At 38.9% G+C, this 18,122-nt stretch carries 19 protein-coding genes and 1 riboswitch; all 19 genes read right to left on the reverse strand.

Annotated features, from left to right (window positions below):
• Positions 1-16 precede the first annotated feature (16 nt).
• On the reverse strand, positions 17-670 hold the full coding sequence (locus IGI96_RS18700; protein ID WP_438785571.1) for a helix-turn-helix domain-containing protein: 654 nt from the start codon (positions 668-670) through the stop codon (positions 17-19).
• 461 nt (positions 671-1,131) lie between these two features.
• Positions 1,132-1,656, reverse strand: coding sequence for an ATP--cob(I)alamin adenosyltransferase (locus IGI96_RS18705; RefSeq protein WP_438785572.1), 525 nt, complete (start codon positions 1,654-1,656; stop codon positions 1,132-1,134).
• A 1,102-nt stretch (positions 1,657-2,758) separates the two neighbouring features.
• Complete coding sequence (locus tag IGI96_RS18710) at positions 2,759-3,202, reverse strand: cupin domain-containing protein (RefSeq protein ID WP_438785573.1); 444 nt, start codon at positions 3,200-3,202, stop codon at positions 2,759-2,761.
• A gap of 12 nt (positions 3,203-3,214) precedes the next feature.
• Positions 3,215-4,315 carry an ethanolamine utilization protein EutH gene (gene eutH / locus IGI96_RS18715; RefSeq protein ID WP_438785574.1) on the reverse strand — a complete coding sequence of 367 codons (1,101 nt, stop codon included), beginning with the start codon at positions 4,313-4,315 and terminating at the stop codon, positions 3,215-3,217.
• 13 nt (positions 4,316-4,328) lie between these two features.
• Entirely contained in the window at positions 4,329-4,592 is a 264-nt protein-coding gene (locus IGI96_RS18720) for a EutN/CcmL family microcompartment protein (protein ID WP_002345851.1), read from the reverse strand.
• Positions 4,583-5,203, reverse strand: coding sequence for an ethanolamine utilization protein (locus IGI96_RS18725; protein WP_438785575.1), 621 nt, complete (start codon positions 5,201-5,203; stop codon positions 4,583-4,585). Before IGI96_RS18725 ends, IGI96_RS18720 begins: the two co-directional genes overlap by 10 nt.
• Before the next feature lie 14 nt (positions 5,204-5,217).
• Positions 5,218-5,850 (reverse strand): ethanolamine utilization phosphate acetyltransferase EutD, encoded by a 633-nt coding sequence (eutD, locus tag IGI96_RS18730; RefSeq protein WP_438785576.1) that lies wholly within the window; start codon positions 5,848-5,850, stop codon positions 5,218-5,220.
• A 3-nt stretch (positions 5,851-5,853) separates the two neighbouring features.
• Positions 5,854-6,417, reverse strand: a complete 564-nt coding sequence (locus tag IGI96_RS18735; protein WP_438785577.1) for a hypothetical protein — start codon at positions 6,415-6,417, stop codon at positions 5,854-5,856.
• Positions 6,418-6,485: 68 nt separating this feature from the next.
• Positions 6,486-6,773, reverse strand: a complete 288-nt coding sequence (eutM, locus tag IGI96_RS18740) for an ethanolamine utilization microcompartment protein EutM (RefSeq protein WP_002345855.1) — start codon at positions 6,771-6,773, stop codon at positions 6,486-6,488.
• 139 nt (positions 6,774-6,912) lie between these two features.
• Entirely contained in the window at positions 6,913-8,385 is a 1,473-nt protein-coding gene (locus IGI96_RS18745; protein WP_438785578.1) for an acetaldehyde dehydrogenase (acetylating), read from the reverse strand.
• Positions 8,376-9,017, reverse strand: a complete 642-nt coding sequence (locus IGI96_RS18750; RefSeq protein WP_438785579.1) for a BMC domain-containing protein — start codon at positions 9,015-9,017, stop codon at positions 8,376-8,378. Before IGI96_RS18750 ends, IGI96_RS18745 begins: the two co-directional genes overlap by 10 nt.
• 13 nt (positions 9,018-9,030) lie before the next feature.
• The gene (gene eutL, locus IGI96_RS18755) at positions 9,031-9,684 is read right to left on the reverse strand and encodes an ethanolamine utilization microcompartment protein EutL (protein ID WP_438785580.1); all 654 of its coding nucleotides are present in this window, start codon (positions 9,682-9,684) and stop codon (positions 9,031-9,033) included.
• Positions 9,685-9,696: 12 nt separating this feature from the next.
• Positions 9,697-10,599 (reverse strand): ethanolamine ammonia-lyase subunit EutC, encoded by a 903-nt coding sequence (gene eutC / locus IGI96_RS18760; RefSeq protein WP_438785581.1) that lies wholly within the window; start codon positions 10,597-10,599, stop codon positions 9,697-9,699.
• Positions 10,600-10,616: 17 nt separating this feature from the next.
• Positions 10,617-11,981: an ethanolamine ammonia-lyase subunit EutB gene (locus tag IGI96_RS18765; protein ID WP_438785582.1), complete on the reverse strand. Its 1,365-nt coding sequence runs from the start codon at positions 11,979-11,981 to the stop codon at positions 10,617-10,619.
• 16 nt (positions 11,982-11,997) lie between these two features.
• Complete coding sequence (eutA, locus tag IGI96_RS18770) at positions 11,998-13,422, reverse strand: ethanolamine ammonia-lyase reactivating factor EutA (protein ID WP_438785583.1); 1,425 nt, start codon at positions 13,420-13,422, stop codon at positions 11,998-12,000.
• A gap of 85 nt (positions 13,423-13,507) precedes the next feature.
• Positions 13,508-14,941 carry a sensor histidine kinase gene (locus tag IGI96_RS18775; RefSeq protein ID WP_438785584.1) on the reverse strand — a complete coding sequence of 478 codons (1,434 nt, stop codon included), beginning with the start codon at positions 14,939-14,941 and terminating at the stop codon, positions 13,508-13,510.
• Positions 14,942-15,514: an ANTAR domain-containing response regulator gene (locus tag IGI96_RS18780; protein ID WP_438785585.1), complete on the reverse strand. Its 573-nt coding sequence runs from the start codon at positions 15,512-15,514 to the stop codon at positions 14,942-14,944. It lies immediately after the preceding gene.
• Positions 15,515-15,541: 27 nt separating this feature from the next.
• Complete coding sequence (gene eutS, locus IGI96_RS18785) at positions 15,542-15,889, reverse strand: ethanolamine utilization microcompartment protein EutS (RefSeq protein WP_438785586.1); 348 nt, start codon at positions 15,887-15,889, stop codon at positions 15,542-15,544.
• Positions 15,890-16,048: 159 nt separating this feature from the next.
• Positions 16,049-17,179, reverse strand: coding sequence for a 1-propanol dehydrogenase PduQ (locus tag IGI96_RS18790; protein WP_438785587.1), 1,131 nt, complete (start codon positions 17,177-17,179; stop codon positions 16,049-16,051).
• A 759-nt stretch (positions 17,180-17,938) separates the two neighbouring features.
• Positions 17,939-18,088: riboswitch (adenosylcobalamin (AdoCbl) riboswitch) on the reverse strand.
• Positions 18,089-18,122 lie beyond the last annotated feature (34 nt).

The raw sequence follows: 18,122 nt of genomic DNA on the forward strand, positions 1-18,122 counted from the left end.
TCAACTCCTAAAAATCCTATTTGTTTATTTTAGACTTCATCTGAATAACAGATAAATCATCAAAAGAAACCTCTGAAATAAATTCTCCTGTCCGTATCTTCAATCCATTTTCAGAAATATCTTCAATGCAACTAAACATGTATGTATGTCCTCCATAATAATTTCCTTTATTAATATAAGCAGTACATTTCCCACATTCCATACGATTATGAGGTATATAGTCTTCTTGACTTTTAACATGAATACCTAAACTTTTTCGTGCATTGAAATATCCATAAGAATTCTTCTTTTCAAAGCATACCATCCCATTCCACATTCCGACAATTTTAGCATTTCTGATGACACTATATCTGAAACTATTCATAGATATATCACACACTTTCCCAATATATTTGCTAAGGTCAAACTTATCAATTTTAGTAGATGGCGTTGTATCAACCACTTTTTCAACAGCCTTAGCCATAGGAAGTTCATATTCATCTCTGGCTAATTGATCAAGCGTAATATTATAGTAATCAGCAATTCTTGTTAACATTCCAACATCTGGCACTACATTGCCCGTTTCCCATTTTGAAATAGTCTGACGGCTGACGCCCAGTTCCTCTGCGAACCTCTCCTGTGAAAGATTATTCATTTTTCTTATGATTGTTATTTTTTCATTTAGCAACACAATTTATTCCTCCAATTCGTTGTTTTATATAATCATACAAAAATATAGGGCAATCACAAGAAATATCCGTTTACATTTTGCTAATTTTAGTTTCCATTAAACATCTGCAACAACTAGAAGGTCTATAAGTCATACGACAAATCGCGTAATCAGTGCAACTATAATACAAATTATCCCTGCAATTCTTACAGCCAATTTTCCTTTTTTATTATCGTAGCATTCTGTATGAACAGGATTTAAAAGAAAAAGCAGACCATATATAATCTCTGCAATATTATAAAAGATGCTATTATGACAAACATACATTAAAAAATTTGAACATAGAAGAAATCCATAAATATCGAACAACTCAAAGTTTAAAGTGCCCCCTAAATAGACATAAGTAAAACATTGGAAAATTTGTTATGTAACTCATATATTCTTCATCTTTCAATCACTTCAAAATTATCAGTTTTCTTCCTTTAGCGATAGTTTCTGCTGACAAAAGGAATTTCCGATACATCATCTTCTCGGTTGAATTTCATCGCTATCATAAAAAAATAACCCGACAACAAATTAAAAAAATCCAGCAAACCTGAATCAACCTTTTTATCTTGATAAAGATGGCGATACAGCAAACGAACTATCACTTTACAATCGACACGTAAGATATGAGACAGCGCACCTCGTTCACTTCCTTGAGGTAAAAAAAATGGTCCGTTTTGATTCGTTCTCTCTTCATTCAATTCATAGACACGACACTTTAACCAGTCAATCTCTTCTTGCGTAATAGTCATTTTTGTACGTACACACGCATTAGCATGATAAACCAATTCACCGATTTTTTCTAACTCCTCATAAAAAGGGGAATCTTCACATTTTGCACGTAATAACCCAATTTCTGAAGATAAACGATCAGTTTGTAATTCATAATCACAACGCAAATCATCTGCATCATCTGCTAAAAATGGATAAGCCTCATAAGAGCTACGAAAAATATCTTTCATGGTTGTAAAACACTCACTTTCATTTAAAATAAACAATAAGAAAAAATCGTACTCCAATTAATGCTGTGATAGCACCAATCGAAATTTCTGAGAAGATAATAGGTTTCTGGACGTCGTATCACCAATGCCCATCATAACCACCTAAAAGAACTACCCCACGTATGACCAAACAATGATTAATACCGAGGGAACAACGTATGACATGAAATATGATCAAGTCAACAAATCCAATCATGACAACAAATGCAACTATATTCCCTACAAGTAAGTCCGAAAGTCCCATGACCAAGAAATTGATCTTTCGAAAATCTACAAAAAACAAAGAGCGATTGTTCCAATCAATAAATTAGAGAAAACGTTTAGATTTTGGTACAAGTACTTCATTAATAGCTACCCATTTACCAGAAAACTAACTGCTGTAAATAGTCTTTGAACAAAGCAGTTACAATCATCAAAATTGCTCCCACAAATAATATCAGTACCATTCCCAGTGAACTACTCACCACTTAGCTAAACCTAACGGTTCTTAACGCTTGAAGTGGGGGCTTCTTGGGAAAAGAGCATACTTGCAAGTTTATTTTTTCATTTGCAGAGGTGTCTCTTATTTACCAAGCTATCCCCGTAGTTCCTACGGTTCTTGAGTTTTATTTTGATCGTCGGTCGAAATACTAACCACACAACGTTATGACAGATTCAGTTTGGTTTTCACTCTAATCATAATCATCGTTACACTCGCATCGTCACGAATGTCTTCAAGTCTTACAGTTTTACTTGTGGCGCTAACTCAATATCTTTCACTTGAGCGCCTTCACACTGGAATTGCACCATCATGCTTGGAATCAAACTAATTATAGCATTTATCTTTTCGATCTTCGAGTTACCCACGGTACCCCTCATACCGAACGGCATTCATCACCCACCTATAGAGGATGGGTGATGAATGCCTGATTATGTTAAAATTTATTGTATATTTATATCCCTGACCTAACAACCTTAGTGAGATCACTTCATATTATCTTCTCATAAAAAAGATTTCTAATAAAAACTTTTGTCTTAAAATTTCAAATATAATTAGCTAAATATCAGTAATTTCTTTTCCTATTCATTGATTCTGCCAATCTGCTGGAAAAGTGACATAAACAAAACGAGTCTCTTCTGCGACTGAAAACTGTATTTTGCTATTTTTAGGAATTAAGATAAGCTCACCTGCATTGGCAGAAACTTTCCGTCCATCAATAACAATATCTAATTTACCAGAAATAACATAGTCGATTTCATCGTAATCGAGAGTCCAGTCAAACGTTGTTTCTTTCATCACCATCAATCCACAACCTAGACGAGGACTTTCTTCGAGTGAGAATAAATCCTTTGTATAAACAATATCATTGGGTTTCCCCGTATCCAGACGATCTTCCTCAGAAACCGTGATCTCTGGTAACTTTATTAATGCCACACCGCTAGGATCCACTTGTTTTGTTGGCATCAATTGCTCCATTACGATTTGACGAACCAATGTTTCGATCATTTTTCGATTAAATTCTGCCATATTTTCACCTCATTATTTTATTTCTGCTTCTGGTTTCCCTAACATACGATTAGCCATGAAAATTGCTACAAAAATAGCAGTTATCCCACCAACTAATTTTCCGACGATCATAGGAAAAATCATTTCTTTTGCTACCCCAGCCGTAAAGCCTAGGTGATCGCCTAAAACAAAAGAAGCAGAAACAGCAAAAGCAATGTTGATAATTTTTCCTCTGTTATCCATATCTTTTAACATTTGGAACATCGGGATATTATTTGCTAATGTTGCCACCATACCAGCAGCAGCAACTTCATTCATCCCTAAAACTTTCCCTAATTTCATTAAAGGTTTGTTAAACACTTTCGTAATCACAGCAACCAAACAAAATGCCCCAGCTAAAGTCAATGCGATACTCCCTACAACTTCGATTCCTTCTGTAACAGGTGCAATGTCAGGAATGATTGTAATTCCCACAAGTAACTGAATCGCTCCGACAATCAAACCGATAATCGCAACGATGACAACACCTTGACCAAAAATCTGGAATCCTTTGATCATACCGTTTGGCGCCAACCATAATCCCATGATGATCAATGCAGCAACGATAATGATAGGAAGCAAGTTAGGCAGGATCATAGACATTGGCATTCTTGCGGTTAAACCACCAGCCAATAACCCGAAAGGAATGGTAATAATTCCACTTAATACCCCTGTGGCTAAAAACCGTTGATCTTCTTTTTGAATAATCCCCAACGCAACAGGAATGGTGAAAACAATTGTTGGTCCCATCATAGCCCCAAGGATTGCTCCCGCAAATAACCCTGCTTGAGGATCATTTGCTAATTGCTGTGCTAGAGCAAATCCCCCCATATCATTTGCTAGTAGTGTTGTCGCAAACATTGCCGGATCAGCACCCAGCAATTCATAGACGGGAACAACGATAGGACTTAAAAGATTCGCCAAGACCGGGGCTAACGTGATGATCCCCACCATTGATAACGCTAAAGCCCCCATCGCCATGATACCTTCTTCAAATTGTTTTCCGAGTCCTAATTTATTCCCTATGCATTTATCAATGCCTCCAATAATCATAAAAAGAACCATAATATACATAATAATTTCATTAATGCTCATAGATTCAACCTCCTTATTCTTCCTCTGCAGCATCGATGACGCCAACGATCATTGCATCAATAGGTACTTCTGGATTTTCAGCAGAGATTCGAGCAGCATTGCCTTGACTGATCAATACTTTGTCGCCAATTCCTGCGCCAGCATTATCCGCTGCAATAATAAATCCTTGTTTTTGTTCTTCTTGATTCAAAATGTCTACCATCATAAATTTCCAACCGTTTAACTTCTCGTCTTTTCTTGTAGACCACAAACTGCCGGTAACTTTTCCTAAAAGCATGCTTTTTCCCCCTTTATAAGCAACTTTTGAGTGCGCATATAATCTTGTGCTAATGGTGTCAATTGCGCATTCTTTATTAGAGGAATGCGGTATTCTAGCATTTTTTTCAATTGTTTTTCGGTGATGAAGGTCCGCTTAGTCAATGCCTTAGGCACTGATTTTTTCTGACAGGATTTCCAAAAATCAACATAGTCTTGCGGGGAGCGATAGAATGTCAGACCAAACTGCTGACACTTATCTCGATATTCTTGGATTGTCTTTTTCACTTGATATTTAAGCGGGGTTTCTTTCGGAATTGCTGGCAAAATTTCTAAAACAAGAATCGGTTTTCCTTGTAACAAAAATGAAAGTATTCTTCGGGTTAATAGATCCTTTTCTTGCAGTAAAGCAATACTGGACATTTGAGAAATCGTTAATTGCTTCACAATCATTCCAGCCGACTCTTGATCTTCATCGATTCTCCACTGAACAGTAGGAAACTGGGTATATAATTCGGCAGGAATCTCTTTTTTCTCTTGCGAAAAAGCAAGAGAAAGGGTAGGCTTTGGAAGTTGCTGACAGATACGATCAGCAATTTGTTGAACCAGTTCTTCTATTTCAGAAACTTTCATTGTTCAACCTCCTCTTACTTAATGATGTAACCAAGAACACCTTTTGACAAACCACAAGCGTTTGCTTCATCATAATCAATATGCATATACGTCGCAAAATGAGGACTGACACGTATCACTACATCATCAAAAATCAATGGTCGCGTACCTAATACTTTTACTTGGACGATTTGTCCATTAGTCACATTATTTGTTAGGGCATCTTCTGGTGTCATATGGATGTGTCGTTTTGCCACGATCAATCCACGATCTAATGAAACAGTCATTGCGCCATTTATCAATGTTACCCCTGGTGTTCCTTCAATATTTCCACTTTCTCTAACAGGCGCGTTAATACCTAAAATTCGAGTATCTGTCATTGACACTTCTACTTGTGCTTCCTTACGTTCAGGACCTAAAATTACGACATTTGGGAACAGTCCTTTTGGTCCTGCAACAGTGATTCGTTCTTTACATACATATTGACCAGGTTGTGATAAATCTTTTACTTTCGTTAACTTATACCCTGAGCCAAATAAATGATCGATTTCTCGACGAGATAAATGGACGTGTCGTCCAGAAGCTTCTACTTCAAATGTGTGATTTTGTAGTTGAATTCGTTTGATAACTTCTTCAACAATTTCATTGATTGAATCCAATGTGTTCATCTCCTAGTTCAGTTTTACTACAGTCATTGTTTGGATCAACGCATCCGCCCATTCTTGGAAATACTGATAACGCCTATCAGACTGTTCTTCGAACAAGAATAGAATCTTGTTCAATTGAAGTTGGATTTCCTTTGAAGAATAATCCCATTGTCTTAGCTGACTGCTCTCTAGCACTACTTGCTCTTGATCAATCGCTTGTTCAATCACCAAGAATTTTCCTTGAATAATATTCTCCAACCAAGCTTGTTGTTTCTCAAAGTACAGCCATAGTTCTGCAGGAAATGTGTCATCTCTCAACATAGGAAAATAAAGGAGATGCTTCAAGTGTTGGATTTCATATTCTATATTTCGTGATAGTAACTTTGTTTCGATCGAGGGGGTCCGAATAGGACAACTATCGACTCTTTTCTGAGTACCTGTCGTTACACTAGTGATATGATGCTCACGCAAATAACTTTTTGCAGCTGGTGTCAGCAGACTTCCTGAAGGAATAACAAAATCCATTCCCTCATATAACTCTTTACTAAGTACCTTTTTGCGAAGTTCATCTTCTGTAATGACTGTCATAACACCCCTCCTCACTTAATGTTTAGGACAGAAGCCACGCTCGCTTCTGCCCCAAACATTTAAGATAATCATTCAGTTACAGCATGCGGTAAAATAGCATCTACTTCCGTATGTGGTCTAGGGATCACATGAACAGATAACAATTCTCCTACTCGTTCAGCAGCGGCAGCGCCAGCATCAGTTGCTGCTTTGACAGCACCGACATCTCCACGAACCATAACAGTAACTAATCCGCCACCAACTTGTTCTTTTCCAATCAATGTAACGTTTGCCGCTTTAACCATTGCATCTGCTGCTTCTACAGCACCTACTAAACCACGAGTTTCGATCATTCCTAAAGCATTTGTACTTGACATTATATTTTCCTCCTAAAATGTTTGTTTTTATTTTTAAAAATTCAAGACGAGCCTCAAATGGATTTCAGTCTTAAACTTCAAACCCTAAAGTTATTTTATTTATAATTTTTTATAGTCTCTTTATACTTATTAAGATGGCTTATTTAAGACGAGCCATTACTTGAGCGATGATCGTATTGACCAAATCCTCTTTGTTATCCGTGATATCTGTGTTTGGTGTGATCATTGTCTGACTAAATTCTCGTCGAATATCCTCTAAATCACAAACGCCATAAGCAACTCTACGTAAGTTGAATAAATTTTCAACACCAATATTGTCTGAAGTTGAACTTCCTCCAACAGCGCCGCAACCGAGCGTCAGTGCTGGAACTAAGTTTGTTGATGCTCCAATACCACCAAGTGTTCCAGATGTATTGACAAGCAGTCGAGATACTGGCTTTTTAGCACCAAATGCTCGAATAACTTCCTTGTTTTCAGTGTGGATACCCATTGTGTGACCTGCACCTTCACCTTTGAGAATCTCAATCGATAAAGTACAAGCAGCGTCCCAATTTTCCACTGTATAAAAAGCGATGATTGGTGCCAATTTTTCTCTTGAAAATGGATACTTCAATCCAACATGGGTTTCTTCAGCCACAAGCAAGCGTCGATCTTTCGGAATAGCTAGACCGACTAGGGTTGCAATATGTTGAACCGAGCGACCGACGATTTGTGGATTCATTGTTCCATTTGGCCGTAAGATAAACTTAGCTAACTTATCTGCTTCGTCTGTACTCAAGAAATAAGCCCCTTGCTTAATCAATTCTTCTTTGACCGCTTCACGATTGACATTTTCTACAATAATGGATTGTTCAGAAGCACAAATGGTTCCGTTATCAAATGTCTTAGAGTCCATGATTTGCTTAACCGCATGAGGAATATTAGCACTCCGTTCAATATAGGCTGGCCCATTCCCAGGCCCCACTCCGATTGCGGGTGTTCCAGAGGAATACGCAGCTTTGACCATTGCATTGCCACCAGTTGCCAAGATTAAGTTCGTATCGCTATTTTTCATCAATTCACTTGTTGCTTGCATTGTAGGTGTTTGAATGACCGAGATACAGCCTTCAGGTGCACCTGCCGCTGTTGCTGCTTGTTGAATGATCTCAACGGTAGCAACAATCGATTTCAATGCATTGGGATGCGGTGAAAATACTATGCTATTAGCTGCTTTTAATGAAATTAACGCTTTATAAATCACTGTTGATGTAGGATTAGTAGAGGGAATAAGGCCAGCAATCACTCCTACTGGTACTGCAATTTCTGTGATCTTTTTAGACGCATCATCAGAAATCACGCCAACAGTTGTTTTATCTTTCAGCTCGTCATAAACGACCTTTGAAGCAAAGGCATTTTTGATAATCTTGTCTTCATAAATACCAAAACCTGTTTCCTCATGGGCCATTTTTGCTAGTTTTTCTCGTTGGGCAAAGGCGGCATCAGACACAGCTTTTACGATTGCGTCGATTTGTTTTTGTGAGAATGTTGCTAACTCTTGTTGCGCTTCCTTGGCTTTTCTGATCAAATTTCTTGTTTCTTGGATGGAACGTAAATCTTTATCTACTAATTCCACTCGTCTTCACTTCTTTCTATTTCTGCCATAATCGCTTGGATCAATGATTCTTTGTTTGCTAATTTGATTTCACTTTTCTTTAATGTACTCAAATTCATTTTGTATGCTTGTTTGCGTAAATCCACTACTCGTTTACTTTGTAGTTCTTTTAATTGAGCAGCATCGACAACAGATGCTTTATCCGATGTTTCAGTATCTGGTACTGATAGCTCTACCTCTGACTTATCTTTAGACTCTAGCATCGCTCTTGATTCTGATTCAGTGTCTGGTAATGTCATTTTAGATTCTGTTTGTGTTTGTAAATCTGATATTGGGTCTGTTTGTGATTCTGTCTTTACTTCTGATTGCGATTCTTTTTTTGGCTCTAAATCAGACAAAATAATCTCTGTTTGGGCATCCACTCGAGAAATGACGTGGTGTGCTATCAAGCAATTCAGCTCCTTAGCTACTTCAACACCAACTTTTACTGCTGCATTGACGGCTGCCACATCACCAATGACTTCTACGGTTGTTAATCCACCATGAATAATTTCCGCTTTTAATAAAGTAACATCAGCTGCTTTTACGGCTGCATCTGCCACACTGATGGCACCTAAGAACCCCCGTACCTCGACCATACCTAGTGCTTTCATCTGCTACACATCCTTAATAACCCAATGGATTATCGGCAATATTCTGTACTACCTGTTCAAATGCACTACAAGCAGCTTTACAGGCAGATTGACTCCCTGTCAACAATGCCCCACCAAAATTTGTTTCAGAAGGTGGGCCGTAAAAGACACCCATTTGCACATCTGCAGCCTTCATGGCAGCATCTAAAGCAACCATTGCTTCTAATGGCGGTGCAATAAGGTAAGCAATTGCTTCTCCTTCTGGAATATTAGCTTGTTCAGAAAGAAAACTACCAGTTCTAGAAACAACGTGTGCAAAATATACGATACTATCGTCGTCATTGGCACTATAAAAACTCGCCTCTTCTTCAATGACTTGGGTTATCACACTTAATCCACTATTGATTTCTGCTGGACTGGGTCCCGCAATAATCCCTATCACTTCACCGGCGAGTTTCGTTGATGCGTTTCCGGCTCCAGCATACATACTTTTTCCGTAAACGACTTCGACATCCGCCGCTTTTGTTGCTTCATCCAATGCAACGTATGTCACATCATCACAATCAGAAGTCACAATTCCTAGGGATCGATGTTCTGGCTTTAACGATAACTCTTTAGCCAAAGCTGGATCCACATTGGGAATAACTTTCATGCTTAATACATTGGCACCTAAACGATCATTTTTCATGTCCTTCCTCCTTTACTCTGCTTCTTTCAAATCAATACCCGATTTTTTCTTATCGATCATTTTTTTGATAACTTCAGCAATATAAGCGCCTGCTTCAACCGCTGGAGTACCACCACGATGAATGTTTGAGATCACTGTTCGTCGGGCTTCCGGCATACCGACAGTTGGCTTATATGCAATATACGCACTCATCGACTCTGCCGTTACCAATCCTGGACGTTCTCCTACTAATAGACAAACAACATCTGCATCTGTGATTTCACCAATTTTATCCATTGCTGGAACGCGACAATATTTTACGAATAGGACTTGATTAAAATCTAATCCATACATTTTCAATCCTTGTTTGATGGCAGGCAAAACTTCTTTGACATTGGCCTCGATTGCAGCTGAACTCAATCCATCACCAACAACCATTTGCACTTTTGCTTTCGGTGTTGTATTTTTGAGAATGATCTCACAGTTTTCTTCATCGAATTGTCGTCCGTAGTCTGGTCGCGTAAGATATTCATCTTTGCTCGTACAAATCGTTTTTGTAGCAATAAAGCCCATTTCTTTCACTAACTCTTCACTGACATCTGAAAAGACAGCATCTTGTGCTGCTGCATGATCCGCTCGAAAACGCAGTGTAGAAGGTGTCAAGTAGCGAGTGCCTGTACGCCCAACCCCTAATCTCGCTGGTGTGTAAGCTTTCATCTTCAATAATCCTTCTGCATTTTTTGCTCCTTTTAGCAATAATTGTTTCCGTAAATCAACTTCTGTGATATCAGGTATCATCCCTGTTTCTATTTCACCAGTTTCTGTCACTTGAGTTGCTGGTTTTTCTTCTGTAAGAACAGTTGCAGGCGCTACATGATCGTCCACCATTTCAGACAAAATGCCAACGATCATTTCTTTTAATTCTTTTTCATTCATTCGTGTACTCACCTCGTTTATTTAATAAAAACAGATGCATCTCCAGCGCAACTGGTCAGCTTGCCATTTTCCATAAAGCCCATCTTTTCCATCCACTCTTCAAATTCCTTAATTGGTCGTAGCCCTAAAGTCTCACGGATCGTAGCAGTTTCATGGAAACCTGTTGTTTGATAATTCAACATGACATCATCGCCATGAGGAATCCCCATAATATAGGTACATCCTGCTGTTGCCAGCAACATAGCCAGATTTTCCATGTCATTTTGGTCTGCTTTCATGTGGTTGGTATAACATACGTCACATCCCATTGATATTCCAGTCAATTTCCCCATAAAGTGATCTTCTAACCCCGCGCGAATCACTTGTTTTGAATCATACAAATATTCAGGTCCGATGAAACCAACTACTGTATTAACGATGTAAGGGTCAAATTTTTTCGCTAGTCCATAACAACGTGCTTCCATCGTTACTTGATCAGCACCAAAGTTTGCTTCCGAAGAAAGTTCAGAACCTTGTCCAGTTTCAAAATACATTACATTCGGTCCAGCCGCTTGTCCACTGTGTAACGCCAAATCTTGTGCTTCTTCCAAGATAGCGGCATTTAAGCCAAATGCAGTATTTCCTTTTTCAGAACCAGCAATGGACTGGAAGACTAGCCCTGTAGGTGCCCCTTGCCGAATGGCTTCCATTTGTGTGGTCACATGGGCTAAAACACAGGTTTGTGTTGGGATTTCCCATTCACTCCGAAATTCTTCAAATTTATTTAGAATTCGTTTAACGCTTTCTGTGGAATCATCTACTGGATTCAATCCAATCAAAGCATCACCTGCTCCATAAGAAAGTCCTTCCATGACAGAAGCCATAATACCATCTACATTATCCGTTGGATGATTCGGCTGTAACCGATTGGAGAATGTTCCCGGGCGGCCAATTGTCGTGTTCGCAGTTTTTTCAATGTGAATTTTTTTTGCACCGACGATTAAATCCATATTCGACATTAGCTTACATACAGCGGCAACCATTTCTGAAGTCAAACCGCGAGAAATACGTTTGATATCGAAATCAGTCGTTTCAGAAGACAAGATAAACTCCCTTAGTTCAGCTACTGTCCAATGTTTGATACTCTCAAAAATTCGCATATTGACTTGATCGATAATAATCCGTGTCACTTCATCTTCGTCATAATCGACAACAGGATGATTGAACAAATCATTTAATGTCAGCTCAGCTAGAACAACTTTTGCCGCCACCCGCTCTTCTGCAGAATTTGCTGCTATACCAGCTAGTTTGTCACCTGACTTTTCTTCATTTGCTTTGGCTAATACTTCTTTCACTGACGTAAATTGGTATACGTTACCAAATAATTTGGTTTTTAAAATCATATCCGTGTCGCTCCTTTTAATTAAATACTAATGTCTTAACAATCACAGGCAGGACTGCACCTTCTGCAACTGGTAGGCCGATATCCGCATAGTCGCCATTTTCCACCTTGACAGAATCGATACAGATGAAAGGATATTCTGGAGGTAAATTGGCACTTAGCGCATGGCCCAAAGCTTTAGCCATATCTTCGTCCACCATAACAATGATAGGAATGGCTTCTTTCACTAGACTGGCCAAACCTGCCACGATTCCTTTTCCATATCGCTGAATGTCGTCAAAAGTCGGATTTTTATCCCCTCTGATGGCCAAAGCCACTTGGGGTGTCCCTTCTGTTGTATGCCAATTGAGCTTTTCTCGAATCCGTTCACTCAATTCGGAAACCGCCAATTCTTCATCTTCTTTGGCTAATTTCAAAATGGGGATATTTTTTATAGGTAAAATCTGTTCGCGATAAGCAATGGTACTGCCACTGATTTCAGCTGTATGGGAGCCTGCACCAACCACAGTTGCACGAATCGTTTCATTGCTTTGAAGCACTTCTTTTTCCGAAAAAATCAACGACTGGCGGAGATATTTTCCTAGTAGCAAGCCGATGTCGCCGAATTTGAATGGCTCCTTTTCTTCGGAAACAAAACAGTCCGCCACTCCACCGGAAAATGTGACAAGCGGGATTTCTTCATTCCTTTTGAGGGGATGGTTGGTCACTAATAAATCAAAGAAAGGACTTTTTTCTCCTAAACCCACACTGTTTTCCAAGACATGAACAAGTTCTAAAAGAATCGGCTTGAGAGTTGCTTCCGTCACCTTATCCTCAATGGTAAGAGAAAGCTCTTTTTTCCTAATTATTTCTTGGATTTTTGGTGCGAAATAAGTGACCCGCTGCTGTTTATCGACTTTAATCAACCGACCACCAATATCAAAGCAAGCCGTGTCTATGACCTCACCATCTTTAAAAACAGCTAAATTGGTCGTTCCGCCACCGATATCCAAATTAACGACTGGTTTTCGTTTGCTCTCCGAAAACGATTGAGCTCCTGCTCCTTTTCCAGCAATAATGCTTTCTAGGTCTGGGCCTGCCGTTGCGACGACAAAATCCCCAGCATACCCGCTTAATGCGTCTAAAACTTTATTCGCATTGGCCTTTCTGGCTGTTTCACCGGTAATGATGACGGCACCCATCTGGATATCTTGCTTTTTAATCCCAGCTTTACGATACTGTTCCGCAACAAATTCATTGATCGGTTCTGCATCAATCTCTGTCTGATTCAATAAAGGTGTAAAGATGATATCACTCCGATAAATGACTTTTTTATTGGAGATGAATATTCGGGGAACTGTAAAAGCCGAAGCAAAGTTTTCAACTGTTAGTTCTGATAATACGAGCTGCGTTGTGGATGTCCCTAAATCGATCCCAACCGTCAAGAGTGTCTCCTTAGACATATTTTCCCTCCTTTTGCATACAAAAAAGCGCCTAAAGAATTTGCAGAAAATTTCTTTCCACTTTTCTTTAAGCGCCTTTGCTTAATCAATGAACAACATCACTGGTGTTCTGTTCGAAATAAAAACAGGTTTTGGTCCCTTGATCATTTGACTCTATCATAATTTTTCCCTTTAGTTTGTCCTTAACATAGCTTTTTACAATCATTAAGCCCAAACTATTCTCATTCTTTTGATGAACATCATAGCCTTTACCGTTGTCCATCACTGTGACAGTAATCATTTTGTTATCTAATGTTCCAATCACTTTCACAACGCCGCTAGCTGGTGAATCAAACGCATGATCGAAAATATTTTGCAGCAGTTCGTTGACGATCAAAGAGATCGTCACCATTTGCTCGCTGGAAACCATAATTGCTGGATCCACATCCATGGTCATTTCTAACGATTGTGCCCCTTGAAAAAGATGCCGAAAATTATACATCACTGCTTCCAATGTTTGCCGTAATGCCACGTCGTCCTTGACCTGTTTGGACAGCAATTCATGGGTGGCCGCAATAGCCATGATTCGGTTCACACTTTCATGAAGGACCTTTTTTGCTTCTAAGCTCTGTGTTCTTCGTTCTTGAATACGCAATAAAGAGACAACAGACTGCAAATTATTTTTGACACGATGATGAATTTCACGAATCGCAACTGATTTGGAAATAATTTCGGCTTCTTTTTCCTTGAATTCCGTGTTATCTTGAATGATCATTACTAATTGCGCTTCGGATTCCAGCCAAACTTTGCGGATTTTAAAATAATAATTCAAGTAAGTTGTGTTGCTTTCAATTGGTTGATTGCTGACTTTATACCTCATTTGATAAAGAACATACTCAAATGTCGTGTAGTCAATAGACAAATTATCATAGCTCATACCAATAATATTATCGCGATAGCCCAATTTTCGATACAATTCCTGTGCATTATTATTAGTAATCAATAGATGGCCCGCTGCATCAAAAATCAAAACAGCTTCAGCTAATTGATCAATAAACAACGCATCTACTTGACTCGTTGATTTCGCCACTTTAGCTAATTGGCAATGATTCAGCTCTTCCTTATGCAAATCTGCTTGAATCTCTCCATCTGCTGCCATCTCAACAATAATGACACCAATTGTTCGATGCTCATTTCGAATCGGATAAATATTTTGCTTGATCAACCGATTTTCTTGCGTCACAGCTAGCAGGCCGATACTGTTCAAACTTGTTTGCATGGTTCGCAACACACCTGGTTCATTTTCTAATAATGCTTCCATGCCCACAACATCACCACTGTATAAAGAGTCTGCTTTTATAGGTGGTTTGTGATAAACGACTAATGCTTGTTGCGACATTTCTTTATACACATCAATGAATACATCCGCACTTTGGTAGAGTGTTGTTGCAGAAAGATAGTTTGCTGTTCGTTGTAACTCTTTGATATCTGACTCGGATAGATTGGTATATTGTCTACATAATTGCGCTAATCGTTTCATCTATTCATCATCCATTACAATTAGCTCAGCAATTTCACTCATCCGCGCTCGTTTATTCATGCTTAACGTCCTTAACATCTGATAGGCTTCCTCTTCGGTAATATGATTCTCCTTAACAAGGATCCCCTTCGCTTTTTCAATAATTTTTCGTTCTTCCAACTTTAAACTTAATTTATCGATTTGACTTAGTAAAGCTTGCGTCTGTTTGCCTCGTTCAATGCTCATTTCAATTGTAGGTATCAATGATTTTTCATCTAATGGCTTGACTAAATAGCCTAGTGCACCAAGTTTCTTTGCCTTTTCAGTATTTTGGACATCACTATAAGCGGACAAAAAGACAATACTACTAGCTAACTGGTCTTGAACAATCTTCTTACCAGCTTTTAAACCATCTAAAATTGGCATTTGAATGTCCATAATCACTAAATCAGGATGTGTCTTTTTACACACTTCAATCGCTTCAAATCCATCTGCTGCTTCACCGACCACTTCATATCCTGCCTCTGCTACAATATCACGAATATCCAATCTCGTAATAGGTTCATCATCGACTATTACAATTCGTCCATCCATTCTTATCACGCCCTTGTCCGTTCGAGACTATGTTCTAGTAATCTTACAAGTTACGGAGAAATTTAAAATCTGTTGCAATCCTTCGATTACTGCTTGTAAAGCCGCCTCAACCGAACTGACATCTCCTGAAATAACGACCGAACCAGAAAACCTATCAATGAAACCAATTTTGATATCCCCACTTTTCGTTGCAATATCCACTGCGATAATTGCTGCTTCACTCGGGGTGATCGTTAAAATTCCTAGCGCATTGCTTGTTCCTTCAGGTAGCCCCAACTTTGTATAAATCTCTTTATTGGGACTTGCAATAATATGCGCCAATGTGACTTGTTTCCCAGGAACATATTCTTGAATCATTCGTTGTTTTTCTTCCAACAAGACTCGCTCCCTTAATTTAGCAAATAAAAAAACCTCAATAAAAAACGTAAAGATTCCACTTTCGCTTTCTACTAAGGAGCTTCCTTGCTCTTAAATTTTGAAGCACGCCGTTGTGCTATCAATATTATATTTTATTGGTTACATCCTGTCAATTGCTTATAAGACAGAGTTCAAAATTTCTATGACCTCTTCTTTTGTTGGATGAATGGGATTCGTTCTCGTGCAGCCATCTATCAGAGCAGCACTCGCGATTTTCTCACTATTCTCACGTACTTCCGCTTTTGTTAACCCATATTCGGTAAAAGAAGCTGGCATTTGTAGTTTTCTCCGCAATTGCTTGATTTGTCGAATGAGTTGCTGAACACCGAGCCGAACATTCGTTGTTTTCGTAGAGCAGATACAATCAGCTAACTGTGCGTAACGTTTTGCTGTTGCTTCATTTATTACTTTTCCATTTGTCAAACCACTATTGAATGCTATCACATCAGGTAGCAGAATCGCATTCATACGACCATGAGGCACATGAAGTCGTGCTCCTGCTGCATGGGCGATCCCATGATTGATTCCTAATGAGGCTATATTGAAAGCCATGCCAGCCATACAAGAAGCTAGGTGCATATTTTCTCGGGCTTGTTTATTGTTCCCATCATGATAGACTGTTTCTAAGTTTTCAAAAACCAATCGAACTGCTTTTTCGCATAGAGCATCTGCAACTGGATTTGCTTCTGTCGACACATATGCTTCTATGACATGTGTCAACACGTCCATCCCAGTATCAGCGGTGATTTTCGGTGGAACGCTCATGACTAAAGCTGTATCTAAAATTGCCACATCCGGTTGAATTTCATCCGTAACCAATGGTTTTTTTGTTCCAGTTTCAGCAATTGTAATTACTGAAAAATTGGTCACTTCTGAACCGGTGCCACTCGTTGTCGGTACAGCAATGAATTGATCCACCTTGATATTCATAGTCTGTTCTCCAAAAAATTTCATTGCTTTTGCTGCATCAATCGCTGAACCTCCTCCTAAAGCAACAATCGTATCTCCTTTAAAATCTGCCAATTGCTTGATACCTGAAACAATCTTGTCAATCGGTGGATCTGGTACGATGTCACTAAAAATAAAGAATTCGTTGTGTAACAAATGCTTCGTTAAATTATCCACAAAACCAGATTCAACCATGAATGGATCTGTAACCACAAAAACTCTTTTTTCTCGAAGCTTTTCAAGATTGGTTAACGCACCTTCCCCTGCCCATATTTGGGTAGGAAAATGAATAATTTTCATATGGATTCCTCCTAATCAAAAAATAGCAAAAAAAACGCCTCAAACAAACGAAAAACGTCTGCTTGAAGCGTCTTTGCTTCATTATGTATACGCCATTGTACACCAAACCGTGAACTACTCACCACTTAGCTACCCCTAACGGTTCTCAACGATTGAAGTGGGAGCTTCTTGGAAAAAGAGCATACTTGCAAGTTTATTTTTTCATTTGCAGAGGTGTCTCTTATTTACCAAGCTATCCCCGTAGTTCCTACGGTTCTTGAGTTTTATTTTGATCGTCAGTCAAAATACTAACCACACAACGTTATGACAGATTCAGTTTGGTTCTCACTCTAATCATAATCATTGTTACACTCGCATCGTCACGAATGTCTTCAAGTCTTACAGTTTTATTTGTAGCGCTAACTCAATATCTTTCACTTGAGCGCCTTCACACTGGAATTGCACCATCATGCTTAGAATCAAACTAACTATAACATTTATCTTTTCGGTTTTTGAGTTACCCACGGTAACCCTCATACCAAACGTCATTCATCACCCATCTATAGAGGATGGGCGACTTCTGCCTAGTTATGTTAAAAATAGAGTACAACATCATTAAATGATTGTCAATAAGAAAAGGGAATCTAGCAGTACCCCGTTGTACCTGAAATCTCCTTCATCGTTGAAAGACCAGCCCAAAATTCCCTAGACGCACACCTTCGTGCGCACATATGGATTAACACAAATATCTTGGGCTGGATTTTCAACATGCGCGTTGGAAAGAAACATCCTGTTTTGCCTCGAAACAGTATGCCCAATAATGAAAAACTGAAAAGACCTGACTTAAAAGCAACTCTGCTTTATCACAGTGGCGGGACCGTGCCAGATTTTCACTGACTTCCATTCATATTCTTCATAAAATATTCGTTTAATCTACATGGAATTTACCACATCTTATCTAGAA

Origin of the sequence: Enterococcus sp. DIV0421, from assembly GCF_051713745.1 — a bacterium.
GTDB lineage: Bacteria > Bacillota > Bacilli > Lactobacillales > Enterococcaceae > Enterococcus_D > Enterococcus_D casseliflavus.